Origin of the sequence: Xanthomonas cannabis (assembly GCF_040616535.1) — a bacterium.
GTDB lineage: Bacteria > Pseudomonadota > Gammaproteobacteria > Xanthomonadales > Xanthomonadaceae > Xanthomonas > Xanthomonas cannabis.
Map to the genome: position 1 here is coordinate 4,237,581 of NZ_CP136580.1, position 23,748 is coordinate 4,261,328.

General features: G+C 65.9%; 22 protein-coding genes. 6 read left to right on the plus strand and 16 right to left on the minus strand.

Annotation, left to right across the window (positions count from 1 at the left end; translation table 11 throughout):
* Window positions 1-82: 82 nt before the first annotated feature.
* From RZV17_RS17925 to RZV17_RS17935, 3 genes are read right to left on the minus strand one after another with little or no spacing between them, the layout of a single operon-like run.
* Complete coding sequence (locus tag RZV17_RS17925; protein ID WP_355609482.1) at window positions 83-706, minus strand: glutathione S-transferase; 624 nt, start codon at window positions 704-706, stop codon at window positions 83-85.
* A 35-nt stretch (window positions 707-741) separates the two neighbouring features.
* A complete protein-coding gene (locus tag RZV17_RS17930; protein ID WP_166749434.1) occupies window positions 742-1,572 on the minus strand; it encodes an NYN domain-containing protein in 831 nt (276 codons plus the stop codon).
* Window positions 1,569-2,123, minus strand: a complete 555-nt coding sequence (locus RZV17_RS17935; RefSeq protein ID WP_355605409.1) for a hypothetical protein — start codon at window positions 2,121-2,123, stop codon at window positions 1,569-1,571. Before RZV17_RS17935 ends, RZV17_RS17930 begins: the two co-directional genes overlap by 4 nt.
* A gap of 118 nt (window positions 2,124-2,241) precedes the next feature.
* Between RZV17_RS17935 and RZV17_RS17940 the strand changes: the two genes are divergently transcribed.
* Together RZV17_RS17940 and RZV17_RS17945 are read left to right on the plus strand one after the other, a co-directional pair.
* Complete coding sequence (locus RZV17_RS17940) at window positions 2,242-3,534, plus strand: NAD(P)/FAD-dependent oxidoreductase (RefSeq protein ID WP_166744119.1); 1,293 nt, start codon at window positions 2,242-2,244, stop codon at window positions 3,532-3,534.
* 52 nt (window positions 3,535-3,586) lie between these two features.
* Complete coding sequence (locus RZV17_RS17945; protein ID WP_355605413.1) at window positions 3,587-4,201, plus strand: trimeric intracellular cation channel family protein; 615 nt, start codon at window positions 3,587-3,589, stop codon at window positions 4,199-4,201.
* A gap of 125 nt (window positions 4,202-4,326) precedes the next feature.
* Here the strand turns inward: RZV17_RS17945 and rpoH are convergent, their stop codons facing one another.
* The 6 genes from rpoH to rhlB form a co-directional block, all read right to left on the minus strand.
* A complete protein-coding gene (gene rpoH, locus RZV17_RS17950) occupies window positions 4,327-5,202 on the minus strand; it encodes an RNA polymerase sigma factor RpoH (protein WP_039564933.1) in 876 nt (291 codons plus the stop codon).
* A gap of 199 nt (window positions 5,203-5,401) precedes the next feature.
* Window positions 5,402-6,127 carry a uracil-DNA glycosylase gene (gene ung / locus RZV17_RS17955; RefSeq protein WP_166752337.1) on the minus strand — a complete coding sequence of 242 codons (726 nt, stop codon included), beginning with the start codon at window positions 6,125-6,127 and terminating at the stop codon, window positions 5,402-5,404.
* Window positions 6,124-6,966 (minus strand): response regulator, encoded by an 843-nt coding sequence (locus RZV17_RS17960; protein ID WP_039405267.1) that lies wholly within the window; start codon window positions 6,964-6,966, stop codon window positions 6,124-6,126. The genes ung and RZV17_RS17960 overlap by 4 nt, the downstream gene beginning before the upstream one ends.
* A gap of 8 nt (window positions 6,967-6,974) precedes the next feature.
* Window positions 6,975-7,925, minus strand: a complete 951-nt coding sequence (ftsX, locus tag RZV17_RS17965; RefSeq protein WP_047694624.1) for a permease-like cell division protein FtsX — start codon at window positions 7,923-7,925, stop codon at window positions 6,975-6,977.
* Entirely contained in the window at window positions 7,922-8,608 is a 687-nt protein-coding gene (ftsE, locus tag RZV17_RS17970) for a cell division ATP-binding protein FtsE (RefSeq protein WP_003484499.1), read from the minus strand. The genes ftsX and ftsE overlap by 4 nt, the downstream gene beginning before the upstream one ends.
* A gap of 76 nt (window positions 8,609-8,684) precedes the next feature.
* Window positions 8,685-10,406, minus strand: a complete 1,722-nt coding sequence (rhlB, locus tag RZV17_RS17975; protein ID WP_355605417.1) for an ATP-dependent RNA helicase RhlB — start codon at window positions 10,404-10,406, stop codon at window positions 8,685-8,687.
* Between the two features lie 197 nt (window positions 10,407-10,603).
* Here rhlB and trxA point away from each other — a divergent pair, with 197 nt between their 5' ends.
* Window positions 10,604-10,945, plus strand: a complete 342-nt coding sequence (gene trxA / locus RZV17_RS17980) for a thioredoxin TrxA (protein ID WP_039405310.1) — start codon at window positions 10,604-10,606, stop codon at window positions 10,943-10,945.
* A 219-nt stretch (window positions 10,946-11,164) separates the two neighbouring features.
* Window positions 11,165-13,003, plus strand: coding sequence for a transcription termination factor Rho (rho, locus tag RZV17_RS17985; protein ID WP_355605420.1), 1,839 nt, complete (start codon window positions 11,165-11,167; stop codon window positions 13,001-13,003).
* 141 nt (window positions 13,004-13,144) lie between these two features.
* Here rho and aceK read toward each other — a convergent pair whose 3' ends face one another.
* Window positions 13,145-14,884 (minus strand): bifunctional isocitrate dehydrogenase kinase/phosphatase, encoded by a 1,740-nt coding sequence (aceK, locus tag RZV17_RS17990; RefSeq protein ID WP_355605423.1) that lies wholly within the window; start codon window positions 14,882-14,884, stop codon window positions 13,145-13,147.
* Window positions 14,881-15,828 carry a LysR substrate-binding domain-containing protein gene (locus RZV17_RS17995; protein WP_355605426.1) on the minus strand — a complete coding sequence of 316 codons (948 nt, stop codon included), beginning with the start codon at window positions 15,826-15,828 and terminating at the stop codon, window positions 14,881-14,883. The genes aceK and RZV17_RS17995 overlap by 4 nt, the downstream gene beginning before the upstream one ends.
* 102 nt (window positions 15,829-15,930) lie before the next feature.
* Between RZV17_RS17995 and RZV17_RS18000 the strand changes: the two genes are divergently transcribed.
* Window positions 15,931-16,191, plus strand: coding sequence for a hypothetical protein (locus tag RZV17_RS18000; RefSeq protein WP_123137710.1), 261 nt, complete (start codon window positions 15,931-15,933; stop codon window positions 16,189-16,191).
* Between the two features lie 73 nt (window positions 16,192-16,264).
* Here the strand turns inward: RZV17_RS18000 and RZV17_RS18005 are convergent, their stop codons facing one another.
* The 5 genes from RZV17_RS18005 to RZV17_RS18025 all read right to left on the minus strand — a co-directional run bounded on the left by RZV17_RS18005 (window position 16,265) and on the right by RZV17_RS18025 (window position 22,195).
* Entirely contained in the window at window positions 16,265-18,496 is a 2,232-nt protein-coding gene (locus RZV17_RS18005; RefSeq protein ID WP_355605430.1) for an NADP-dependent isocitrate dehydrogenase, read from the minus strand.
* A gap of 351 nt (window positions 18,497-18,847) precedes the next feature.
* Window positions 18,848-19,408: a hypothetical protein gene (locus RZV17_RS18010; protein WP_355605433.1), complete on the minus strand. Its 561-nt coding sequence runs from the start codon at window positions 19,406-19,408 to the stop codon at window positions 18,848-18,850.
* An 82-nt stretch (window positions 19,409-19,490) separates the two neighbouring features.
* Complete coding sequence (locus RZV17_RS18015) at window positions 19,491-19,784, minus strand: LysM peptidoglycan-binding domain-containing protein (RefSeq protein ID WP_039564919.1); 294 nt, start codon at window positions 19,782-19,784, stop codon at window positions 19,491-19,493.
* Between the two features lie 102 nt (window positions 19,785-19,886).
* The gene (gene queF / locus RZV17_RS18020) at window positions 19,887-20,702 is read right to left on the minus strand and encodes an NADPH-dependent 7-cyano-7-deazaguanine reductase QueF (RefSeq protein ID WP_355605436.1); all 816 of its coding nucleotides are present in this window, start codon (window positions 20,700-20,702) and stop codon (window positions 19,887-19,889) included.
* Between the two features lie 176 nt (window positions 20,703-20,878).
* Window positions 20,879-22,195: a M20 family metallopeptidase gene (locus RZV17_RS18025; RefSeq protein ID WP_104581284.1), complete on the minus strand. Its 1,317-nt coding sequence runs from the start codon at window positions 22,193-22,195 to the stop codon at window positions 20,879-20,881.
* A gap of 257 nt (window positions 22,196-22,452) precedes the next feature.
* Here RZV17_RS18025 and RZV17_RS18030 point away from each other — a divergent pair, with 257 nt between their 5' ends.
* On the plus strand, window positions 22,453-23,694 hold the full coding sequence (locus RZV17_RS18030; RefSeq protein ID WP_047694605.1) for an efflux RND transporter periplasmic adaptor subunit: 1,242 nt from the start codon (window positions 22,453-22,455) through the stop codon (window positions 23,692-23,694).
* Window positions 23,695-23,748: the final 54 nt, after the last annotated feature.

The window sequence follows — 23,748 nt, forward strand, 5'->3', positions numbered from 1 at the left end:
CTTCCTAGCAAGCAGCGTTCGAGGGCGGCGGCGACGCGTGGCGCCTGCAATGCATCACGCCGACCTGAGCGCTGACCCAAACTCAGGTCAGCGCCGTCATCACGCCACGCTGGTAGGCCGGCCGCGCACGCAAGCGCTGGTACCACGCCTGCAGATACGGCAGCGCGGGTCGCTCGATCGGCATTTCGAACCAGGCATAGATGAAGCTGCCCAACGGAATGTCGCCCATCGCGAAGCGCTCGCCAGACAGATACGGCTGCTGCGCCAACGCCGCATCGGCACGTGCCAGCAGCTCGCCCGATTGCGCCAGCGCTGCGGCGATACGTGTGGCATCGCGCTCGGCCTCCGGTGTGCGCAATACCCCCCAGAACAGATCGCGGAACACACCTGCAAACGTCGATGTAGTCCAGTCCATCCAGCGGTCGCCCAGCGCGCGCTCGGCTGGTGATTGCGGATACAACACCGGTGCGTACTGCGCAGCCAGGTAGCGCACGATCGCATTGGATTCCCATAACACCAGCGTGCCGTCCTGCAAGGTCGGCACCACGCCATTCGGGTTCAATGCGCGATACGCCGGCGTGTCGTTACCGCCGAATGCACCGCCCACCTCGATCGAGGTATAGGCCACGCCGGCTTCTTCCGCGCACCACAACACCTTGCGCACATTGCTTGAATTCCGACGTCCCCAAATCGTGATGGCGGGCATCGCGGCAGCGGGCATATTTGCGTCATGCGTCATGCTCAGCCCCCTGCTGCAGGTTTGGCTGGCGCGCGCGCCGGGCGCTTGGCAGCAGCCGCCGGTTGCGCCGTCGCAGTGGCGGGCTGCGTCGGTTTGCCGCGCCCACCCTTGGGCATATCGCGCACCCACAATGCCTGCTCGTCTTGCTTGATTTCGAACAGGCCGATCGCGCGCACCAGGTCGCTGAGTTTGCGGTAACCGTAATTGCGTGGATCGAACGAGGCCTGGTTGGCGACCTGCTTGCCCACCGCGCTCAGCAGCGCCCAGCCATCGTCTTCGCAAGCGCTGACGATCGCATTGCGCAGCATCTGCACCAGCCGCGTGTCGCTACGCAATGCAGTGGCGTCCTTGCGGCCGGCCGCGCTGTCGCTGGCGGCCGCAGCCTGCTCGCCGAGCGCTTCGACATAGGTGAACTTAGAACACGCATTGACGAACGGCGCCGGGGTTTTCTGCTCGCCAAAGCCATAGACCTTCATGCCGTCGGTCAGCAGGCGCATCACCAATGGGGTGAAATCGGCATCGCTGGAGACGATCGCAAAGCCGTCCAGATTGCGTGCATACAACAGGTCCATCGCATCGATCACCATCGCCATGTCCGAGGCGTTCTTGCCGGAGCTGTAGGCAAATTGCTGGATCGGCCTGATCGCGTAATCGTGCAACGCGGCCTCCCAGCCTTTCAGGTGCGGGCTCTTCCAGTTGCCGTAGGCACGGCGCACGTTGGCCACGCCATAGCGTGCCACTTCTGCCAGCACCACATCGATCTTGCCCGCCGGCGCGTTGTCCGCATCGATCAGCAAGGCGATCCGCTTGTCGGGATTGTCGGTCATGCTCATGGCTCCACTATTGTCTCAGGGGCGGTATCGAGTGCGGGATCGGCGTCCACTTCTGATGGGGTGTCGGGCGTCTCAACGTCCGTAGTCGCTGCCGCCGGCAAGGTGTACTCGGTGCCATCGCGCAAGGTGAGCAGCCCCTCGCTGAGAATCTCCTGATCGGCACCGGCACTGACCCAGGTCGCCGCGACGCGACCAGCGCCGCGATCGCCTTCCACGTCGAAGACGAACTCTTCGCCACCCGCTGCCATTCCGGTGCGCAGCAGATCCACGCGCATGCTGCGGATCTGCCCGATGTGTTCCTGCACCACGGCGTCTTCCTGCAGCGCAGTGCGCGCCTGGTCGGCAAACATCGACCAGCCGGTACCGACCAGCCACAGGCCCGCAGCAAGCACCACCATCCCGAACACGCTCGCACAGGCCAGGATGCCGATCAGGCCGATGGCCACGCCACTGCGTGGCTGTCTGACCGCAGCCGCAGGAGCAATGTTTGCTGCTGCGCTGTGCGCCGGGGCAGGCGGCAGCGGTGGCAAGGGCGGTGGCAGTGAAGACATGCAATGACCGTCGGCGGCAGATGCGACATGATGCCGCAGGCGTGCGACGCCCACGCGTCATGTTCATGGGCGATTTGGCATGCTGTCGCGCCCGCGTCGCACTCCATCGGACCTGACGATGACCTCTTCCCCCTCTCCCGCTCCCTTGCATCTGGTCGTGGTCGGCGGCGGCTTCGCCGGCTTGTGGGCGACCCGTGCACTCGACGACCCCGGCATCCGCATCACCCTGATCGATCGGCAGAACCACCATCTGTTCCAGCCGCTGTTGTATCAGGTGGCCACCGCCGGCCTGTCGGCACCGGACATCGCCGCACCGCTGCGGCACATCCTGCGCGAGCAGCGCAATGTCGAGGTGCTGCTCGGCGACGTCGCAGAGATTGCGCCGACCCGCCGGGAAGTGGTGCTCGCCGATGGCACGTCGCTGGGCTACGACATGTTGCTGCTGGCCACCGGCGCCACACATGCCTATTTCGGCAACGACCAGTGGGCCGAACACGCGCCCGGCCTGAAGACCCTGTACGACGCGCTGGTCCTGCGCCGCAAGCTGCTGCTCGCCTTCGAGCGCGCCGAGGCCGAATCCGACCCCGCGGCGCGCGCCGCCTGGCTGAGCTTCGCAGTCGTGGGTGGTGGCCCGACCGGGGTCGAGCTGGCCGGCACCCTGGCCGAGATCGCCCGCCACACGCTCAAGAACGAATTCCGCCATATCGATCCACGTCAGGCACGGGTACGCCTGGTCGAAGCCGGCCCGCGCGTGCTGCCATCGTTTCCGGAAGATCTCACCGACAAGGCGCGCAAGCAGCTTGAGCGGCTGGGGGTGGAGGTGCACACCGGCACGCCGGTCAGTCATATCGATGCGCTGGGCTATCAGCTCGGCGAGACCTTCGTGCCGGCGCGCACCGTGGTGTGGGCGGCCGGCGTCGCCGCCTCGCCGCTGGCGCGCACGCTCGGCGTGCCACTGGATCGCGCCGGGCGCGTGCTGGTTGAGCCAGATCTGAGCGTGCCCGGCCATCCGGAGATTTTTGTCGGCGGCGACCTGGCGTCGGTGCAGCAGGGCGGCCGCCCGGTACCGGGTGTGGCACCGGCGGCCAAGCAGATGGGCAAGCACATCGCCAAGGCCATCCGCGCACGCCAGCGCGGCCAAGCCGCGGCCGCCTTCCGCTATCAGGACTTCGGCAACCTGGCCACCATCGGCCGCATGGCCGCCATCGTGCATGTCGGCAAGCTCAAGCTGTCCGGCATCGTCGCGTGGTGGTTCTGGCTGGCCGCGCACGTCTACTTCCTGATCGGCTTCCGCAACCGCTTCGTGGTGCTGGTGAACTGGGCGATGGCGTACTGGAGCTACCAGCGCGCCGCGCGCATCATCTTCGGCGGCGCCACCGACGACCCGCCGCCCAGCAGCAAGGACGGATGACAGCGCCACAGGCCGTGCGCGATGCTGTGCGGCCTGATGCGACGACCTGACCGTGGCAACTGTCCTGTTCCTGCTGGATCTGCTCGGCACCTTCGTGTTTGCCCTGAGCGGTGCGACCGTGGCGGTGCGCAACCGCCTGGATCTGTTCGGCGTGCTGGTGCTGTCCTGCGCGGCGGCGGTGTCCGGTGGCATCGTGCGCGATGTGCTGATCGGCGCCACCCCGCCGGCCGCATTGGTGCACCCGCAGTATCTGCTCACGGCCTGCCTGGCCGGCGTTGCCGGTTTCTATTGGCATGCAGCGGTGGAGCGGTTGCGCAACCCGGTGCAGATCTTCGACGCGGCCGGGCTGGCGTTGTTTGCGGTCTACGGCACCAGCAAGGCGCTGGACTATCAGCTCAGCCCGCTCAGTGCCACGCTGCTGGGCATGCTCAGCGGCATCGGCGGCGGCATTGCGCGCGATCTGTTGGTCGCACGCACGCCAGTGGTGCTGCAGGCCGAGTTGTACGCCGTCGCCGCGCTCGCCGGTGGCGGTCTGGTGGCCATCGGCCATGTGCTCGGCGTGCCGCAGGCCTGGTCACTGGCGACCGGCGCCGGCGTGTGTTTCGGACTGCGCTTCATGGCGATCCGCTACGGCTGGCATCTGCCGGTGGCGCGCCTGCCCGACTGACACATTGTCGCGCAGGCGTGATCCTGGCAGCGGCGTCAGACGGCTGCTCGCACCCGCAGACACCCCAACGCAAACGGCCCGGATAACCGGGCCGTTTGTGCGACATGAACTGCGGAAGCAAAAGATCAGGCGACGAACAGCGCCTTCATCTTCTTCAGCGCGTTCGCCTCGATCTGGCGAATCCGCTCGGCCGACACGCCGTACTCGTCGGCCAGCTCCTGCAGCGTCACCTTGGATTCGGAATCCAGCCAGCGACGCTTGACGATGTCGCGCGAGCGCGTGTCCAGACCGGCCATGCCTTCGCGCAGCAACTGCAGCTGGTTGTCTTCGCTGTCGTGGCGCTCGTAGGCCTGCGACGGATCTTCGTCGTTGGCCACCAGGTAGCTCACCGGCGACGGCGGACCGTGGTCATCGTCTTCGTCGGAGGACGCGTCGAAACCGATATCGCGACCGGACAGGCGCGACTCCATCTCCATCACTTCCCGTTCGGAGACGTTCAGGTCCTTGGCGACCGCCGTCACCTCGGAGGCATTGAGCCAGCCCAGGCGGGTCTTGGACTTGCGCAGGTTGAAGAACAGCTTGCGCTGCGCCTTGGTCGTGGCGACCTTGACGATGCGCCAGTTCTTCAGGATGAACTCGTGCATTTCGGCACGGATCCAATGCACTGCGAAGCTGACCAGGCGCACGCCCATGTCAGGGTCGAAGCGCTTGACCGCCTTCATCAGGCCGATATTGCCTTCCTGGATCAGGTCGCCCAGCGGCAGGCCGTAGCCGTTGTAGCCGCGGGCCACGTGCACCACGAAGCGCAGGTGGGAATGGACCAGTTCGCGCGCGGCGTCCAGATCGAGCTCGTCGCGGAAGCGGCGGGCCAGATTCTGCTCCTCATCGACCGACAGCACCGGGATCTGGTGCACGGCACCGATGTAGGCGTCCAGCGAACCGAGCGCACTGGGAATCGGGAGATTGTTTGCCACGAGGGCAGTCGAAGTAGTCTGGTTCATAGGCACCATCTTAGCAGTCGAACTATTGGACTGCCGGGTATGGAAAGAGTTCCCAGCGTTCCATTTATAGGACGTTCGGGCTTCCATGCTTGCCGGCGTTCTACCGTACAGCTTCCCGAATTCTGACTCCAAACTAGCACCCCACGCCTGCGCAGACCGTGACAAAACGCGCGACGACGCGGCGCCCGGCCCGGGCTGTTCAGCCGGCGGCCGACGTTGTGTCCAACCCGTCGCGCGGCGGCAACGACCAGTCGATCGGAGGGAGGCCCCGGCGCTGCAGATGCTCGTTGGTCTTGGAGAAATGCTTGCAGCCCAGAAAACCGCGATGCGCCGACAACGGCGACGGGTGCGGCGCCTTGAACACGCGATGGCGCGCCTGGTCGATGACCTTGCCCTTGGACTGCGCGTAGCTGCCCCAGAGCAGGAACACCAGGCCCTCGCGCTCGCGGTTGAGGGTCTCCACCACATGGTCGGTGAAGCCTTCCCAGCCCTTGTTCTGGTGTGCACCCGCCCGGCCCTGCTCCACCGTCAGCACCGCGTTGAGCAGCAGCACACCGCGGCGCGCCCACGGCATCAGATAGCCATGGTCCGGGCGCGGGATGCCCAGATCGTCCTGGATCTCCTTATAGATGTTGAGCAGCGACGGCGGCACCGGCACGCCGGGCAACACCGAAAAGCACAGCCCATGCGCCTGGCCTTCGCCGTGATACGGGTCCTGACCCAGGATCACCACCTTGACCTGATCGAACGGGGTCGCGTCGAAGGCGGCAAAGATCTGCGGCCCTGGCGGAAACACCCGCGCCCCGGCCGCCTTGCGCTGGCGCAGGAAGGCCGACAGCTCCTGCATCTCCGGGCGCAGCAGCCAATCGCCCACCTTTGCCTTCCACGACGGTTCCAGCTGGATGCGCCCTTCCACTTCACTCATAGCGTGACGGCCTGATCCTCGAGACGTGCCAGGCGCAGCTGGAACAACACCTTGGTCACCAGCAAGCGCTCCTCGATGGGCTTTTGCACCAGGTCATTGGCGCCGGCGCGCAGCAGTTCGGACTGGTTGCGTGGATTGGTGTCGCCGGTCATCACCAGCACCGGCAGGCGGCGCTTGCCGTAGGCGAAATCGATGCGGATACGTTCGACCACATCGCGGCCGTTGAGCTCGCCTTTCAGGGTCACGTCGGTCAGCACCACGTCGATACGACGCTCGGTCCGGCCCAGCGATTCGGCGGTCAGCAGCGCAAAGGCATCTTCGGCGGTCAATACATGCACCACCTTCAGGCTCTGGCGCTCGAGCATGCGCTTGGTCGCCTCGGCCACCACGCGGCTGTCTTCGATATAGAGCACGGTCGCGCCGACCACCGGCTCGGGCTGCACATAGCCACGGATGAAGGTAGCCAGGGCCTCATGGCCCAGCGCCTTGTCAAAATAGTCGGTGACGTATTCGGTGAAGCGGCGCTCGACCAGGTGCTGCTGCGCATCGCCGGACACCACGATGACCGGCACATATGCCTGCCCGGCCGCTTCGCGCACGCTGCGCGCCAGGGCCAGGCCATCGCCATCGGGCAGCGACAGCGAGGTCGTCACCAGATCCACCGCGCCGGCTTCCAGCGCATCGCGCGCTTCGGCGATGCTGGCGCAGCCAATCACCTGCACGTTTTGCAGCTCGCGCGTGAGCACGTCGGCAATGAGCTTGCGCACCAGCTTCGAACCATCGACGACCATCACGCGCGGTGCGTCGCTGATCAGGTGTTTGAGATCTGGTGGATGCATGGCAGGCCTCAGGTCTCGGTGGGACGGGTCTGGCGAAGGAAATGGCCGGTCACCAGCCAGGCGCCCAGCCAGCCCAGGACCAGGGTGCCGATGAGCACCATCACAGAATGCAGCAGATCCAGCCCGTGCAGCGTAAACGAACTGCCATAGCTGTCGGCCAGGGTCGCCAGCGGCGCACGCAACGCCAGGCCCGAAGCGGCAATCAGCGCAAGCGCCACGGCGCCAGCGCCCAGCCCGTACCACGCGCCCAGGTACAGGAACGGGCGACGGATGAAGCCATCGCTGGCGCCGAGCAGCTGCAGCACGCCGATCTCTTCGCGCCGCGACTGGATGTCCAGCCGCACGGTGTTGCCGACCACCAGCACCGCACCGATGCCAAGCAGGGCCGACAGCACCTGTACCAGGCGCTCGCCGAAGTGCAGCCAGCCATCCAGGCGCTTGCGCCACAGCGCGTCGTGCTGCACCTGGTCGGTTTGCGGCAGGGCCTGCAGTGCGCCGGCCAGCTGCGCGTCGTCGGCCGTGTCGGCGGGCGTGACGATCAGCAGCGTGGGCAGCGGGTTTTCGCCCAGCGCTTCGGCAGCTTCATCGAGCTTGGCGCTCTCACGCAACTCGGCCAGGCCCTGTTCGGGGGTGCGCAGCGTGACCTGCGCCACATCCGGGCGGGCTCGCAGCTCGGTGGCCAGCGCCTGCGCGGCCTCGGCCGCGACATCGACCTTCAGGAACAGATTGATCTCCCGCGATTGCTGCACGCTGCCGGCCAGCAGCTTGACGTTGTCCAGCGCGATCGACAGCCCCAGCGGCAAGGCCAGCGCCAAGGCCATCACCACGATGGTCAGCAGCGTGGCCCACGGCTTGCGCATGGCGCGGCCCAGGCTGAAGGCGATGCTGTGCAGATGGTGGTCGATCCAGACGCCGAAGCGCGACGGTGCCACCGCTTCGGTATTGGCAAGCTTGCTCATTCGGCCAGGTCCTGCGGCGAGATGTCGTCGACCAGGCGGCCGTGGTCCAGGATCAGCACGCGCTTGCGCATCTGCTTGAGCAGCGCCAGGTCGTGGCTGACCACCAGCACGCTGGTGCCGCGCGCAGGAAGCTCGGCAAACAACTGCATGATTTCGGCCGCCAGCGCCGGGTCGAGATTGCCGGTGGGCTCGTCGGCCACCAGCAGGCGCGGTTCGCCGACGATGGCGCGGGCGATGCCCACGCGTTGCTGCTCGCCCGCCGACAATTGCGATGGCAGGGCTTTTTCGCGATGGGCCAGGCCGATGCGTTCCAGCGCCGAGCGCACGCGCTTGCCGATCTCGGCGCGGCGGGTGCCGCGCAGGATCAACGGCAACGCCACGTTCTCGGCAATGCTGCGGTCGTTGAGCAGGCGGTGGTCCTGGTAGACCGCACCCACCTGACGCCGATGCAGCGGAATCTGCCGGCCGCGCACCTTGAGCAGGTTGCGCTCACCCAGCAGCACCGCGCCCTGGCTGGGCCGCTCGCTGAGGTGGATCAATTTGAGCAAGGTACTTTTGCCGGCGCCGGAGTGGCCGGTCACGAACAGCATCTCGCCATCGGCCACCTCAAAGCTGACATCAGTCAGCGCCTGGTGGCCCCCGGCGTAGTGCTTGCTGACGTTGTCGAAACGCAGAACGGTCATCCGGCGATTATGCCGGAGCGCCCGTGCCTGCGTCGCATCGCCGCGTAACGGCGATGCGATTGCAGCGAAGCGATCGTCAGTTGCCCGAGACCAGCGACCGCAGGCGGCGACCGATGCGGCTCAGCAGCGACGGGCTGCCGCCCGGCTTGGCTGCGGCGCGCACCGGCTTGGCGACTACCTGTGTCGGCTTGCGCGGGGCAGCAGGTGCGGGCACCGGCGTGGACGCGACCGGCTCTGCACCGTCGACCGGACGGCCGTTGCGACGACGACGACGCTTGCGCGGTGCACGCTCGGCATCGGCCGCGATGGTGGACGGCGCGTCCACCGCTGCAGCGGCAACCACCGGTGTTTCGCTCGGTGCAGCCGTGGCAGGCGCCTGCCCTTCCACACGCGGCTTGCGGCGCGGACGCGGCTTGCCGTCGGCACCGGCGCTGGCGCCATCGCGGCGGCCGCCACCACTGCCGCTGCGCGAACCGCCGCCGGGACCACTGCGCCCGCCACCGCGACGCTGTTCTTCGGCGGCACGCTGCTCGCGCGCTTCGCGGAAGATCGTGCCCACGCTGTCGCCAGCGTCGTCGTCGGCCTCTTCGCCTTCCACCGGCACGCGTGCTGCACGCGGCAGCGGGGTCAACAGCTCGGTGGTCACCGGTTCGACCGGGATCTTCTGCTCGATGTAGGCCTCGATATCCGGCAGGCTCATCGCATAGCGCTCGCAGGCGAAGCTGATCGCATCGCCTTCTTCGCCCAGACGTGCGGTGCGGCCGATACGGTGCACGTAGTCTTCGGCGTCGAACGGCAGGTCGTAGTTGTAGACGTACTTGACCCCGTCGATATGCAGGCCGCGCGCGGCCACGTCGGTGGCGACCAGGATTTCGAGCTGGCCCTTCTGGAAGCGGTTGAGCAGCGACTCGCGCTTCTTCTGCGGCACGTCGCCCGACAGCACACCAACGCGGTAGCCATGGCGCTCCAGGGTGCGCGCCACGCGCTCGACGAACGCCTTGGTGTTGACGAACACCATGGTGCGCGCGCCTTCGCTACGCGACAGCAGACCCAACAGCAGCGTCTGCTTCTCTTCGTCGGACGGGAAGTAGATGCGCTGGCGCACCCGCGCAGCGGTGATGGTCTCGGTCTCGACGACGAGCTTTTCCGGCTCGTTCATGTGCTCGTAGGCCAGCTCCAGCACGCGGTGGCTGAGCGTGGCCGAGAACAACAGCGTCTGACGGGTGCCGCGCTCGGGCATGCGCCGCAGCAGGAAGCGGATGTCCTTGATGAAGCCCAGGTCGAACATGCGGTCGGCTTCGTCCAGCACGCAGATCTCGCAGGCATGCAGCGAGACCACCTTGTGCTGCTTGACGTAGTCGATCAGCCGGCCCGGCGTGGCGATGATCACATCCACGCCCTGCTGCAGCAGCTCGCGCTGCTTGTCGTAATCCACCCCGCCGTAGACCAGCGCAAAGCGCAGCCCCAGGTCGGCGCCGAACTTGACTGCGTCCTTGTGGATCTGGATCGCCAGCTCGCGGGTGGGCGCCAGGATCAACGCGCGCGGGTCTTCCGGCTTGCGGTCGGCCAGCGCCGGGCGGATCAGCAGGCGGTTCATCACCGCCACCAGGAACGCCAGGGTCTTGCCTGTGCCGGTCTGGGCCTGGCCGGCGACATCGCCGCCCGGCAGCGCGACCGGCAGGGTCAGCGCCTGGATCGGGGTACAGCGGGTAAATCCGGCGCTCTCCAGCCCGGCGATCAGCGCCGGATGCAGTTCGAACGAGGAAAAGGTCAAATCGGTCAGCGGTTTGTCGCTCATTATTCCGTCTTCGTAAGGCGCCCTGGGCAGCCCGGGCGCGGCTTGCATCGATGCCGACAGCGTCGCAAACTGCGGCAGTTGTGGCGGACAGCGCGGCTTCAGGACTGACACTTGATTCAGTCGCGCAATGCCCCAGTTTAACGCAATGTGGCGGCCTGCCCGATCGGGTGGGCCGTTTGGTTTCCAGGAGACCCAACGTGAGCGACAAGGTTCAACATGTCGGCGATGCCGACTTCGAGACAGCTGTACTGCAATCCGGCGAACCGGTCCTGGTGGATTTCTGGGCCGAATGGTGTGGCCCGTGCAAGATGATCGCACCGGTGCTGGACGATCTGGCCGATACATACCAGGGTCGGCTCAAGGTTGCCAAGGTCAACGTGGACCAGAACCGCGCCCTGGCCATCAAGTACCACGTGCGCTCGATCCCGATGCTGTTGCTGTTCAAGGACGGAGAAGTCCAGGCCAGCCAGATCGGGGCGGTTGGCAAGGGCCAGCTGACCCAGATGATCGACAAGACCCTGGGCGGCGCGGCCGCCTGAGTGAGCGGGCGTCCAGCGATGGGCGCCTGCCGTGGTAGGCCGGCAGTTAAATCCGGCCAAGGCCGATGCTTGCGCGGTTGCGCGCCGCGGTGATAGTGTCAGTTGGTCCGGCACACGTTCGTGCGCCGCCGTACCCCTCTAGAACCCTCTTCTAGACTCCCATCTACCAATAGTTCGCCCCCCAGCCGGGCGCTCGCACCTTAGCGAGGAATCACGCACTTGTCCGATCATCCTTCCTCCGATACCGGGAGCAGCGTCGACGCTCCCGTTGAGAAGCGCGTGCGCAAGCCGCGCGTGAGCAAGACCGCCGTCGCCCATGACGATGCCGGCGCGCAGCAACCCAACCTGCCCTTGCCCGCCAGTCCCGCACCCGACGCGCCACGCCCTCCGCAGGCACCGTCGCCCGCTGCCGAATCGGCACCGGCGCAGACGTCCGGCGATGGCGCAGGCACCAGCAGCGCTTCCAGCGCCAGCCAGGGCAGCGACAGCCACGGCGAGCCCCGCGAGGGCGGCCAGTCGCAGCAGCAGCGCTTCAATCAGGCGCAGCAACAGCAGAACCAGAATCAGGCGCAAAACCAGGGCCAGAACCAGGGCCAAGGTCAGAATCAGGGCGGCCAGAATCAGCAGGGCCAGGGGCAGAACCAGCAGGGCAATCGCCGCGACCGGTTCCGCAACCGTCGCGACCGCGGTCCGCGCGACCGCTTCGGCAATGAAGGCGGTGGCATGCCGTCCTCCGACGGTAGCAACGAGCCCTTCATCGCGCGGCCGCATCCGGCCGTGCCGGAAGGCTTCCCCGTCTATTCGCTGAGCGACCTCAAGCGGATGCCGGCGCAGAAGCTGCTGGATATCGCCGACCAGCTCAACATCCAGGAAGGCGTGGCGCGCGCGCGCAAGCAGGACGTGATCTTCGCCCTGCTCAAGGTGCTGACCCGTCACGGCGAAGGCGTTGCCGCCGATGGCGTGCTGGAAATCCTGCCCGACGGCTTCGGTTTCCTGCGTGCGGCCGAAGCCAGCTACCTGGCCGGCCCGGACGACACCTATATCTCGCCCAGCCAGATCCGTCGCTTCAACCTGCGCACCGGCGACCATCTGTCCGGCCGCATCCGCTTCCCGAAGGACGGCGAGCGCTATTTCGCGCTGTCGATCGTCGACACCATCAATGGCGAGCCGCTGGAAGCGAGCAAGAACAAGGTCCTGTTCGAGAACCTGACCCCGCTGTTCCCGCGCCGCCGCTTCCGTCTGGAGCGTGGCGATGGCTCCACCGAGGACATCACCGGCCGCATCCTGGATCTGATGGCGCCGCAGGGCAAGGGTCAGCGTGCGCTGATCGTCTCCCCGCCCAAGGCCGGCAAGACGATGATGATGCAGCAGGTGGCCACGGCCATCACCACCAATCATCCCGAAGTGCACATGATCGTGCTGCTCATCGACGAGCGCCCGGAAGAAGTGACCGAAATGCAGCGCACCGTGCGCGGCGAGGTCATCTCCTCCACCTTCGACGAGCCGGCCGCGCGTCACGTGCAGGTCGCCGAGATGGTGATCGAGCGGGCCAAGCGCCTGGTCGAGCACAAGAAGGACGTGGTGATCCTGCTGGACTCCATCACCCGCCTGGCACGCGCCTACAACAACGTGGTGCCCAGCTCCGGCAAGGTGCTCACAGGTGGCGTGGACGCCAATGCGTTGCACCGGCCCAAGCGCTTCTTCGGTGCGGCACGTAACGTGGAAGAAGGCGGCTCGCTGACCATCATCGCCACGGCGCTGGTGGAAACCGGCAGCAAGATGGACGAGGTGATCTACGAAGAGTTCAAGGGCACCGGCAACAGCGAAGTGCATCTGAACCGCCGTATCACCGAAAAGCGCGTGTACCCGGCGATCGACATCAACCGCTCGGGCACGCGCCGCGAAGACCTGCTGATCGAGCCGGAGCTGCTGCAGAAGATCTGGATCCTGCGCAAGCTGCTGCACCCGATGGACGAAATCGCGGCGATGGAATTCCTGCTGGACAAGATGAAGACCACCAAGTCCAACGACGAGTTCTTCAGCTCGATGAAGCGCTGATTCCGGTCTGCGTCAACGAGAAAAAAGCCCCGCATTGCGGGGCTTTTTTGTGGGTGTGCTGCCATAAGCTGGCGACAACGAGCACCGACAATGCCCGCCCATTTCAGTAACATTCGGCGGACCGGTATACAGACAGACCCATCAGGCGAGCCTGCGCGACTCCGCGTAGGGCGGCGTGTCCGGGTAATCGTCTTCGCGCAGCCGGGCCTGCAGGTTGCGCCACCATTGCGGGTTGAACAGCTCGGGGTGGATTTGCTTGACCGCTTCCAGTTGCGAGGGGGGCAAGCCCATGAACAAGGCGAAACGTTCGGGGAAGACGTCGCGCGGGCCGACGTGGAACCAGGGCTCGGCGGCCATCTGTTCTTCGTAGGTGGTGGGCGCGGGCCAGTCGCGGAACGTGCATTCGGTGATCAGGCACAGCTCGTCGTAGTCATAGAACACCGCGCGCTGGTGCCGGGTGATGCCGAAGTTCTTCAGCAGCATGTCGCCGGGAAAGATGTTGTTGCGCGCCATGTCCTTGATCGCCTGGCCGTAGTCCAGTGCGGCCGCGTGCGCGGCCTCGGGCAGCTGTTCGCGCAGGTACAGATTGAGCGGGCGCAGGCGCCGTTGCACGTAGCACAGCGCGATCAGCACATCGTCGCCATCTTCGCTCAGGCTCATCGCGCAGCTGGTCTGCAGCTCTTGCAGCAGCGCCGGTGAAAAGCGCGACCTGGGAAACCGCAGGAACCGGTAAGGCTGTGCATCGAGCAGGCGGCCGATGCGATCCAGCTGGAATACCAGCTCGTATTTGCCTTCCACCTGCGCGCGGCTCATGGTCTTGGGATAGGCAAAGCGGTCGCGAATGAGCTTAAACACCAGCGGATAACTGGGCAGCGTAAACACGACCATGACCATGCCGGGGGTGCCATCGGCGTGCACCAGCTGTTCGGACGGATGCGCCTGAAAATGGCTGAAAAACGTGCGATACCGCTCGGTCTTGCCCTGCTTGGCGCGGCCCAGCATCGTGTATAGCTCATCGACCGGTTTGTGGGTGAGCAGGCTGCGCAGGAACACCACCGCATCGCCGACCGTCGACAGGTCGGCCTGGAAATAGCTGCGCGAATTGCTGAACAATTGCGCGACATCGCTGCGCCGGGTCAGCACCGCTTCGGCGCGCAGGCCGGCATCGTCGTTGATCAAGGCGATCACGCACGGCGAAAAGCGATGCTCGCCGAAGACGCGCCCGACCAGATAGGCGCGGCGCTCGCGATAGAACACGGTCTCCAGCAGCTCCACGCTGCGTACCGGATGCTCGCCCCAGTGCGCAAGGTCGTCGAGCAGGCGCACCGCAATCGCAGCAGCGCAGCGGGTGCGATGCGCATACGGCACGGCGAATGCGTAGTCGCCCAGCACCCGCACCAGCATGTCGGTCAACCGGCCTGGCGAGACCGCATAGGTGTGCCGAGCCACCGGCACGGTAATGGCATCGGTGGGCTCGATATCCAGCGCAATGAACTCGATATCGGCGTCCACACCATGGGTGCCGAAGTAGCGGCGGGTCAGGGTGTTGTAGAAGGTCTTGTACAACTCCTGATCGATCAAGCCGCTCAGCAACGCGGCGTAATGATCGCGCGCGCGCATCCACAGCGCACGGTCGTGCGCCTGGCCCAGCAGTACTGCACGCAGACGCAGCATGCATTCGGCGATGTATTGATCGTAGAGCGCGATGCGTGCAACTGCGTCGTCGCGCGCGCCGCTCCAATCGCGTGTTTCGAACCGCTGTTTGGCGCGTGCGGTGATCTCGGAAAACCGCGCGTGATAGTCCTCGAATGCTTCATACACGGCCTGGGCGATCGCCAGCGCGCGGCGCTCGGATTGCGGCGGCAACGGTGGGTGGCTCATGGTTGCACTGTCCTTGTGCGCTTGCGGCCACGCGCGGCAGGTGGCACGGCGGTGGCCTGTTGCGCGTGCGCGGCGTGTTCGCGCGCCTGGCCCTGTAGCCACGTACGAAATGCGAGAAACCCGCCATGCGTACTGGAACGCGGCGGATACACCAGGTAATGCGACCAACTGGTCTTGAGCCGTTGCGTGGACAGCGCCACCAGTTGGCCGGACGCCAGCAACAGGCGCGCACGCGTCACGCGACCCAAGGCAACGCCGACGCCATCCAGCGCAGCGCGGTGGTGCGCCTCGGACTCGTCGAGCACGGCGACATAGCGCCGCGGCGCATCGCCGCCGAACGCGGCAAACCAGCGCAACCAGGCATCATCCGGGTCGCCCAGCAATGGCCAGTGGTGCAAGGGCGGCGCCTCCACGCCGCCCATGCGCGCGATCAGCGCCGGGCTTGCCATCGGCACCAGCCATTCGTCGAACAAGGGTTCGGCGATGACGCCCGCCCATTGCCCGGCACCGATGCGCATGGCGGCGTCCACCTGCTGCTGGCGTTCGAAATCCACCAGTCGCTCGCTCGACAGCAGGTTGATTTCGATGGTGGGATGGACCGCCAGGAATGCGCCCAGCCGCGGCACCAGCCAGGCCGATGCCATCGACGGCGTGATGCTCAGCGTCAGCGTGTCTTCGCGGCGCGCACCGAAGGGCTCGAACGCTTCGGCAATCGCATCCAGATGCGGTGCGATGCGATCGAGCAACTGCTGGCCCTGCGGTGTAGCGGTGACGCCACGCGCATGCCGCTGCAGCAGTGGATACCCCAGCCGTTGTTCAAGCGCGCGCATCTGATGGCTGAGCGCGCTGACGGTGAGATGCATTGCGCTTGCGGCGCGCGACAGGTTGCCCAGGCGCACCGCGCTGACGAAACCCTGCAATGCGTGAAGCGGAGGACGCGCCATGGCCAACCCTTGAATATGATTCAACACTCACTTGCAAAAGCATCGCTTTTACGCCCCCTAGCCTGCACCTACTGTGGGTTTCACTCAAGTGGAGGCCAGGGCATGCGCATCTTTACCGACTTGTTGTTCCAGCACGGCCACATTGCCGACGCGGCGCTCGCTCGATGCCTGGCAGAAGCCGACGCGCCAGTTGAATCGGCTGAATCGGTTGAGTCCGTGGAATCAACGACGCCCCTCGCGCCGACAGTGCAAGGCGCCCAGCTGACGGCCGAAGCACGCCAGCGCCTCCGGCGCGAACGGCGCATGGCGCGGCTCAGCCGACGCCTGCTTCGGGCCATGACGGCGCTGTCGCCGTTCCGTTGAAACGACAAGGCCCGCCTCTGACGAGACGGGCCTTGATGGCAGCGTGCTCCGCACCGACAGGCGGTGCGGGGACTCAGGCCTTCAGCGTCGCCAGCACATCATTGAAGGTCTTGCTCGGGCGCATCGCTTCGCTGACCTTGGCCAGGTCCGGATGGTAATAACCGCCGATGTCCACCGGCTTGCCCTGCGCGCCGTTGAGCTCGGCCACGATGGTGGCTTCGTTCTCGGTCAGGGCCTTGGCCAGCGGTACGAACTTGGCCTGCAAGGCGGTGTCTTCGGTCTGTGCGGCCAGGGCCTGCGCCCAGTACATCGCCAGATAGAAGTGGCTGCCGCGATTGTCGAGCTCGCCCACCTTGCGTGCCGGCGACTTGTTGTTGTCCAGGAACTGCCCGTTGGCCACATCCAGCGCCTTGGCCAACACCGTGGCCGACGGATTGTCGTAGCGATTGCCCAGGTGTTCGAGCGAGGCCGCGAGCGCCAGGAACTCACCCAGCGAATCCCAGCGCAGGCAGTTTTCTTCGACGAACTGCTGCACGTGCTTGGGGGCCGAGCCGCCGGCGCCGGTTTCGAACAGGCCACCGCCAGCCATCAGCGGCACGATGGAGAGCATCTTGGCACTGGTGCCCAGTTCCATGATTGGGAACAGGTCGGTGAGGTAATCGCGCAGCACGTTGCCGGTGACCGAGATGGTGTCCTGGCCCTTGCGGATGCGCTGCAACGAGAAGGTGGTCGCTTCCACCGGCGGCAGGATGCGGATATCCAGGCCGTTGGTGTCGTGATCCTTCAGGTAGGTCTCGACCTTGGCGATCACCTGCGCGTCGTGCGCGCGGGCCTTGTCCAGCCAGAACACGGCCGGCGTGTCGCTCAGGCGTGCGCGCTCCACGGCCAGCTTCACCCAGTCCTGGATTGGCGCGTCCTTGACCTGGCACATGCGCCACAGATCGCCGGCCTCCACTGCGTGTTCGAACACCGTCTTGCCATTGCCATCGGTGACCTTGACCGTACCGGCAGCGGCAATCTGGAAGGTCTTGTCGTGCGAGCCGTATTCTTCGGCCTTCTGCGCCATCAACCCCACGTTGGGCACCGAGCCCATGGTGGCCGGATCGAACGCGCCGTGCGCCTTGCAGTCGTCGATCACCGCCTGATACACGCCGGCATAGCAACGATCCGGGATCACTGCCTTGGTGTCCTGCAGTTTGCCGTCGGCATTCCACATCTGGCCGGAATCGCGAATCATCGCCGGCATCGATGCGTCGACGATCACGTCGCTGGGCACATGCAGGTTGGTGATGCCCTTGTCCGAATTGACCATCGCCAGGCCTGGGCGCTGTGCGTATTCGGCCTGGATATCGGCTTTGATCTGCGCCTGCTGGTCTTCCGGCAGCGTGCCGATGCGTGCGTACAGATCGCCAATACCGTTGTTGGGATCGAAGCCGACCGACTTCAGCGCATCGGCATGCTTGCTCAGCGTGTCCTTGTAGAACTCACCGACCACCACGCCGAACAGCACCGGGTCGGAGACCTTCATCATGGTGGCTTTCAGATGTACCGAGAACAGCACGTTCTTGGCCTTGGCATCGGCAATCTGCGCGTCGATGAAGCTGGCCAGCGCGCGTTTGCTCAACACGGCGGCATCGACGATTTCGCCGGCCTTGACCGCAACCTTGTCTTTCAGCACGGTGCTGCTGCCATCGGCAGCGACGAGCTCGATCTTCAGGCTGCCGGCCTCGGACAGCGTGGCGGACTGCTCGCTGCCGAAGAAGTCACCATCGTCCATGTGCGCCACGTGCGACTTGGACTCGCCACTCCACTTGCCCATGCGGTGCGGATGCTTGCGGGCATAGTTCTTCACCGACAGCGGTGCGCGGCGGTCGGAATTGCCTTCGCGCAGCACCGGATTCACCGCGCTGCCCTTGACCTTGTCGTAGCGCGCCTTGATGTCCTTTTCCGCGGCATCCTTGGGCTCGTCCGGATACGCCGGCAGTGCATAGCCCTGCCCTTGCAGTTCCTTGATCGCGGCCTTGAGCTGCGGCACCGACGCGCTGATGTTGGGCAGCTTGATGATGTTGGCTTCCGGCGTGGTGGCCAGTTCGCCGAGCTCGGCGAGGTCGTCGGCGATTTTCTGCTGCTCGCTCAGGTGCTCGGGAAACAGCGCCAGGATGCGACCTGCCAGCGAGATGTCGCGCGTCTCGACCACGATCCCGGCGGTGTCGGTGTAGGCATCGATGATCGGCAGCAGCGACTGCGTGGCCAGGAAGGGAGCTTCGTCAGTGAGCGTGTAGAGGATCTTCGGTGTCTTCGACATGAGGTGCGATGGCTCTTGTGGTCGGGAGGAGCGCCGACGTCCAGCGATGGCGAGGTTGGCGTGCGCGACGGGGGTCGGTGATGGCACGCCGATCGGCCAGCGCACTGGACGCGGCATTGGATCAGCACGGCATTGTCGCGTCTGAGCCGCGCCCGGGTAAAGCGACCACGGGCGGACGCTTCATCCCGTCACGTGGCCAATGGGATGGATGCAGCTGTAACGAATGCGACGTGCATGGAAAAGGCGCGACCTTGCGGTCGCGCCTTGTCTGGTGCCCTGCAGAACCGGGTGTCTGCTACGAAGGTGTGCAATACAGCGCTGCACACCATCCGATGCCTCAACCAGCGCCGCTTACTTGACGGTGATGGTCTGCGGATTGCCTGCAGGCTTGCCATCCACCATCACCTGCGCGGTGTAGGTGCCGGCCGGCCAGCCATCGGGCTTGCTGAAGCTGAGATTGGTGGTCTCGGCCCCGGACGTGGTCAAGGTGGCGTTCTGTTCGCCCGCCACCTGACCATCCTGATAGGTGAGCTTGGCCGATACCGGCACGTTGCTCGCACTGCCGTCGGTCTTGACCGAGACGATGATGGTGTCCTTGGTGCCGATGTTGGCAGATGGCGTCACTGTCTTGTCGGCGGCTGCCTTGGTTCCTACCGCAACGCTGGAGACGGTGACGGCCGCGCCGGTGCCCGTTGCGGCATCGGTGCTTGCAGCGCCGGTCGCGGTGCTCTGCCCGGCCTGGTCGCTGGCCGGCGGCGTCGCGGCCGGGCCCGGCATGGCGTCGGTGGCAGCGCCGGAGGTGGGATCCTTCGATACGTTGGAATCGTCGTTGGCTTCTTTACGGCAGCCCGACATGGCCAGCACGCCGGCAAGGGCGAGCACGAGGGAGCTGGAAACGGCTTTGCTACGCATGGATCGTTCTCCAAAGAGCGAATGGGTGGTGGCGAATGACTGGCCTTGTCTAAATCGAATGCATGAATGACGCGGTAGCTGCTTAAGCCTTCGGTGGCAAGTGCAGTACCTGGCCCGGGAAGATCTTGTCCGGGTCCTTGAGCGTTTCGCGGTTGGCTTCGAAGATACGCGGCCACAATGCGCCATCACCCAGGTGACGTTTCGCGATGCTGGATAGCGTGTCGCCTGCCTGCACGGTGACCGACTCGTCGACCAGCTGCGCTGTGCTTTGCACGCTGGTGCGCACGTTGGAAAAATCCGCTGCCGGCGTTACCTCGGCCGTGCTGTCGACCGATGCGGTGACGTTGGAAAAATCTGCTTTTTTATCGGCGCTCATTGCTGCAACCCTCGTGCCTCACGATGGCTGCAGGGTGCGCGGGCGGCTGTTAAGCGTGGATCGCGCCACCGTGAAGCCGGCGCGATCCTGTGCAGGCGCGACTTACTGGCGCAGGTCGCGGAAGATCGACAGCGGTGCTGGCACGCTGGGCGAGCTGCGCAGGGGGTTGATGTCCAACCCACCGCGACGTGTATAACGCGCTTCCACCACCAGCCACTCAGGTGCGCAACGGATCAGCACGTCATTGAAGATGCGCTCCACGCACTGCTCATGAAACTCGGCGTGGTCGCGGAAACTCACCAGATACCGCAGCAAGCCTTCGCGATCGATCGGCGCGCCGCGATAGCGCAGCGTGACGCTGGCCCAATCCGGCTGGCCGGTGACCGGGCAATTGGATTTGAGCAGCGCGGAGGTCAGCACTTCGTCCACCGCAGCGCCTGCGTGCGCACGCAGATAATCGGCATTGGGCGGGCCGTAGTCGTCGATGCTGACATCCAGCGTATCGATCGACTCACCCTCGCCCACCGCATCGATCGGCGGCAGACCGAACTCCACCGATACATCGGCACCTACGCGCGTGGACAGGTCGGTGGCGATGCGTGTGCGTACCGCTTCGGCGCTATTGAAGCGGGTGGCATTGAGCGAGTTGAGATACAGCTTGAGCGACTTGGATTCGATCAGCGATGGCGAGTCGCAAGGCACGTGCACGGTGGCCGTGGCCACGCACGGCTTGCCTTGCGCATCGAGCCAGCTCAACTCATAGGCATGCCAGCGATCACGGCCGATGAACGGCAGTGCGCCGGTCAGCCCGATCGCCTCGCGCCCGGCCGCACGCGGAATCGGAAACAGCAAGGACGGGTCGTAGCCGCTAGGGTAGGCAACCTCGCGACCAAGGGTGGAATCTTCTGGGGTATTCATGCCGCCATTTTAGGCCGCACGGGCTGGCCGTGAGGTGTATGGCGGCCGCTGGAACACCGAGCCGACAAAGGAGCAGCTGACCTCTTCACGCAGCCCATCGCTCTACTTGATCGCCAATGGAGTGGGGAATCGCGCAACTGCATCCGATTCCCCATTCCCCATTCCCCATTCCCGATTCAGCCAGCCTCACCCTGACGCAGATAATCCAGCGACACCTGCAACAGCGCACGCAAGCCCACATCCAGCGAGGACTCATCCAGCAGGAACTGCGGCGAATGGTTGCTGGGTGCGGTGGCCGGGTCGATGCCCTTGGCGGTGGAGCCGACGAAGAAGAACATCGACGGCACCTGCTGGGCATAGAACGAGAAATCTTCCGCGCCCATCTGCAACGGCGGCTCGTACACATTATCGGCGCCCACCACGGCCTGCAGGCTGGGCAGCATCCTGGCGGTCAGTGCGGGGTCGTTGACGGTGGCCGGGTTGCCGGGCTGGTCCGGCACCTGCGCCTCGACCTTGGCGCCATGGGCAGCGGCGGTGTGTTCGGCCACGTTCTTGAGATCGGCAAAGATCTGCTGGCGCATGCCCTCGTCGAAGGTGCGGATGGTGCCGACCATGTCCACGTCGTCGGGGATGATGTTGTAGCGGATGCCACCCTTGATCGCGCCGAAGCTGAGCACCGCCGGCTGCTTGGACAGGTTGGCGCGGCGGCTGATCACCGTCTGCGCGGCGCCGATCATGTCGGCGCTGGCCACGATCGGGTCGATGCCGTTCCAGGGCGCCGAACCATGCGTCTGGCGGCCGATCATCTTGATCGCAAACCGGTCCGAGGCCGCCATCAGCGGGCCGCTGCGCACCGCGATCTTGCCGGCCTGCACGCTGGAGAAGACATGCAGGCCGAACACCGCCTGCGGCTTGAAGTCGGCGAACAGGCCTTCCTTGAGCATCAGCGAGGCGCCGCCTTCCTCGTTGCCGGGCGCGCCTTCTTCGGAGGGCTGGAAGATCAGCATCACTTCGCCGGGCAGCTGCTCGCGCATGCCCACCAGCGCCTCGGCCACGCCGAGCAGGATGGCGGTATGGGCGTCGTGGCCGCAGGCGTGCATCACCCCGACCTGCTCGCCGCGGTACTCGGCGGTGGCCTTGGAGGCAAATGCCAGCCCGGTCTGCTCTTTCACCGGCAACGCGTCCATGTCCGCGCGCAGGGCGATCTTCGGGCCGGGCTTGCCACCCTTGATGATGGCCACCACGCCGTGATGGGCAATGCCGGTGCGCGGCTTGAGGCCCAGCTTGCGCAGCTGCGCGGCCACGGTGGCGGCGGTGCGCTCCTCGCGGTTGGACAGCTCCGGGTGCTGGTGGAAGTCGCGGCGCCATTGCACCACCTTGGCCTGCAGCGGGGCGGCGGCGGCCTGAACTTCGGGCCGTTGCGCAGTCTGCGCGGCGGCGAGCGTGGGCAGGGCGAGCAGCAGCGCGCTGGTCAGCAGGCGGGAGTGGCGCATCGGCAATCCTCTCAAGGTGGTTGCTTAATGTAGTGCAGGTGCGCGCCCGATGGGCTGCAGTGGGGCCCGATTCAGCCCGGCGGTCAACCGCAGCGGCCGTGGCGCGTTGCCGCTGCAGTGCCTCCATGACCGTTGCGGTCGTTTCGCCGGCCGAGCCGTTACTTCAGTAACGCTCAATTGGTGAAACGCAACGATATGCTGCGCATAGCCGCCCCACGGTCGCACCACGCGCCCGGCCCGCCATCAGGAGTTGTCGCATGTCGCGTTTTTGGAAGATCACACTGCTGGTTGTAGCGGTGCTTGTCGTGGTGTTCGTCGCAATGCGGATGATGGGTGGGGGCAACCAGGGCAAGCGCGCAGGCGCGCCGGACGGCACCGGCACCGAAAACAGCGGCCCGGTGCCGGTGACGGTGGTGGCCGCCACCACCCAGGACGTGCCGGTGTATGCCAGCGCGCTGGGCACGGTGACCGCGCTCAACACGGTCACGGTCAGCCCGCAGGTGGGCGGCCAGCTGATGAGCCTGAATTTCAAGGAAGGCCAGGAAGTGAAGAAGGGCGAGGTGCTGGCGCAGATCGACCCGCGCACGCTGCAGGCCAGCTACGACCAGGCGCTGGCGGCCAAGCGCCAGAACCAGGCGCTGCTGGCGACCTCGCGGGTGAATTACCAGCGCTCCAACGACCCGGCCTACAAGCAATATGTCTCGCGCACCGATCTGGACACCCAGCGCAACCAGGTGGCGCAGTACGAGGCCGCCGTGGCCGCCAACGATGCACAGATGCGCTCGGCGCAGGTGCAATTGCAGTTCACCCGCGTCACCGCGCCGATCGACGGCATCGCCGGCATCCGTGGCGTGGACGTGGGCAATATCGTCAGCACCAGCTCCACCATCGTGACGCTGACCCAGATCCGCCCGATCTACGTGTCCTTCAACCTGCCCGAGCGCGAGCTGCAGGCCGTGCGCAGCGGCCAGGCGGCGGCACCGCTGGGCGTGGCGGCGCTGGACCGTGGCGATGCGCATGTGATCAGCGGCGACGGCAAGCTGGATGTGATCGACAACCGCATCGCTGCTGACAGCGGCACCTTCGGTGCGCGCGCGATCTTCGACAACACCGACAACGCGCTATGGCCGGGCCAGTTCGTCAACGTGCGGTTGCAGCTGCGCACCATCTCCGGCGGCACCGTGGTCCCGACCCAGGCAGTGCAGCGCGGCCCGGATGGCGATTACGTCTACGTGGTGGGCAACGACAACACCGCACAGATGCGTACCGTGGTGCAGGGCGTGGAAGTGGACGACAGCCATGTGCAGCTCACCAAGGGGCTCAAGCCCGGCGAGCGGGTGGTGACCGAAGGCCAGTTCCGGCTCAAGCCAGGCAGCAAGGTCAGTGCGCTCAAGCCGGGCGAAACCCCGCCGGAGCCCACCGAAGCCGAGCTCAAGGCCGCCCAGAACAAGCAGGAGCGCGGCGGCGGCGGTGGCCGTCGCGGCGGCGGCCCGCGTTGATGCCGGCCTGACCGCTGGCGACGGGCCTGCCCCGTCGCCAGTGCGCGTCGGCGC

Coding starts and splice junctions, on each gene's coding strand:
- queF (WP_355605436.1), bottom strand. CDS start 20,702: ATGAATACCCCAGAAGATTCCACCCTTGGTCGCGAGGTTGCCTACCCT.
- RZV17_RS17935 (WP_355605409.1), bottom strand. CDS start 2,123: ATGTCTTCACTGCCACCGCCCTTGCCACCGCTGCCGCCTGCCCCGGCG.
- ftsE (WP_003484499.1), bottom strand. CDS start 8,608: ATGACCGTTCTGCGTTTCGACAACGTCAGCAAGCACTACGCCGGGGGC.
- RZV17_RS17940 (WP_166744119.1), top strand. CDS start 2,242: ATGACCTCTTCCCCCTCTCCCGCTCCCTTGCATCTGGTCGTGGTCGGC.
- aceK (WP_355605423.1), bottom strand. CDS start 14,884: ATGAGCCACCCACCGTTGCCGCCGCAATCCGAGCGCCGCGCGCTGGCG.
- RZV17_RS17995 (WP_355605426.1), bottom strand. CDS start 15,828: ATGGCGCGTCCTCCGCTTCACGCATTGCAGGGTTTCGTCAGCGCGGTG.
- ftsX (WP_047694624.1), bottom strand. CDS start 7,925: ATGAGCAAGCTTGCCAATACCGAAGCGGTGGCACCGTCGCGCTTCGGC.
- RZV17_RS18005 (WP_355605430.1), bottom strand. CDS start 18,496: ATGTCGAAGACACCGAAGATCCTCTACACGCTCACTGACGAAGCTCCC.
- RZV17_RS17960 (WP_039405267.1), bottom strand. CDS start 6,966: ATGCATCCACCAGATCTCAAACACCTGATCAGCGACGCACCGCGCGTG.
- RZV17_RS18015 (WP_039564919.1), bottom strand. CDS start 19,784: ATGAGCGCCGATAAAAAAGCAGATTTTTCCAACGTCACCGCATCGGTC.
- ung (WP_166752337.1), bottom strand. CDS start 6,127: ATGAGTGAAGTGGAAGGGCGCATCCAGCTGGAACCGTCGTGGAAGGCA.
- RZV17_RS18025 (WP_104581284.1), bottom strand. CDS start 22,195: ATGCGCCACTCCCGCCTGCTGACCAGCGCGCTGCTGCTCGCCCTGCCC.
- RZV17_RS17930 (WP_166749434.1), bottom strand. CDS start 1,572: ATGAGCATGACCGACAATCCCGACAAGCGGATCGCCTTGCTGATCGAT.
- RZV17_RS18030 (WP_047694605.1), top strand. CDS start 22,453: ATGTCGCGTTTTTGGAAGATCACACTGCTGGTTGTAGCGGTGCTTGTC.
- rpoH (WP_039564933.1), bottom strand. CDS start 5,202: ATGAACCAGACTACTTCGACTGCCCTCGTGGCAAACAATCTCCCGATT.
- RZV17_RS18000 (WP_123137710.1), top strand. CDS start 15,931: ATGCGCATCTTTACCGACTTGTTGTTCCAGCACGGCCACATTGCCGAC.
- RZV17_RS18010 (WP_355605433.1), bottom strand. CDS start 19,408: ATGCGTAGCAAAGCCGTTTCCAGCTCCCTCGTGCTCGCCCTTGCCGGC.
- rhlB (WP_355605417.1), bottom strand. CDS start 10,406: ATGAGCGACAAACCGCTGACCGATTTGACCTTTTCCTCGTTCGAACTG.
- RZV17_RS17925 (WP_355609482.1), bottom strand. CDS start 706: ATGCCCGCCATCACGATTTGGGGACGTCGGAATTCAAGCAATGTGCGC.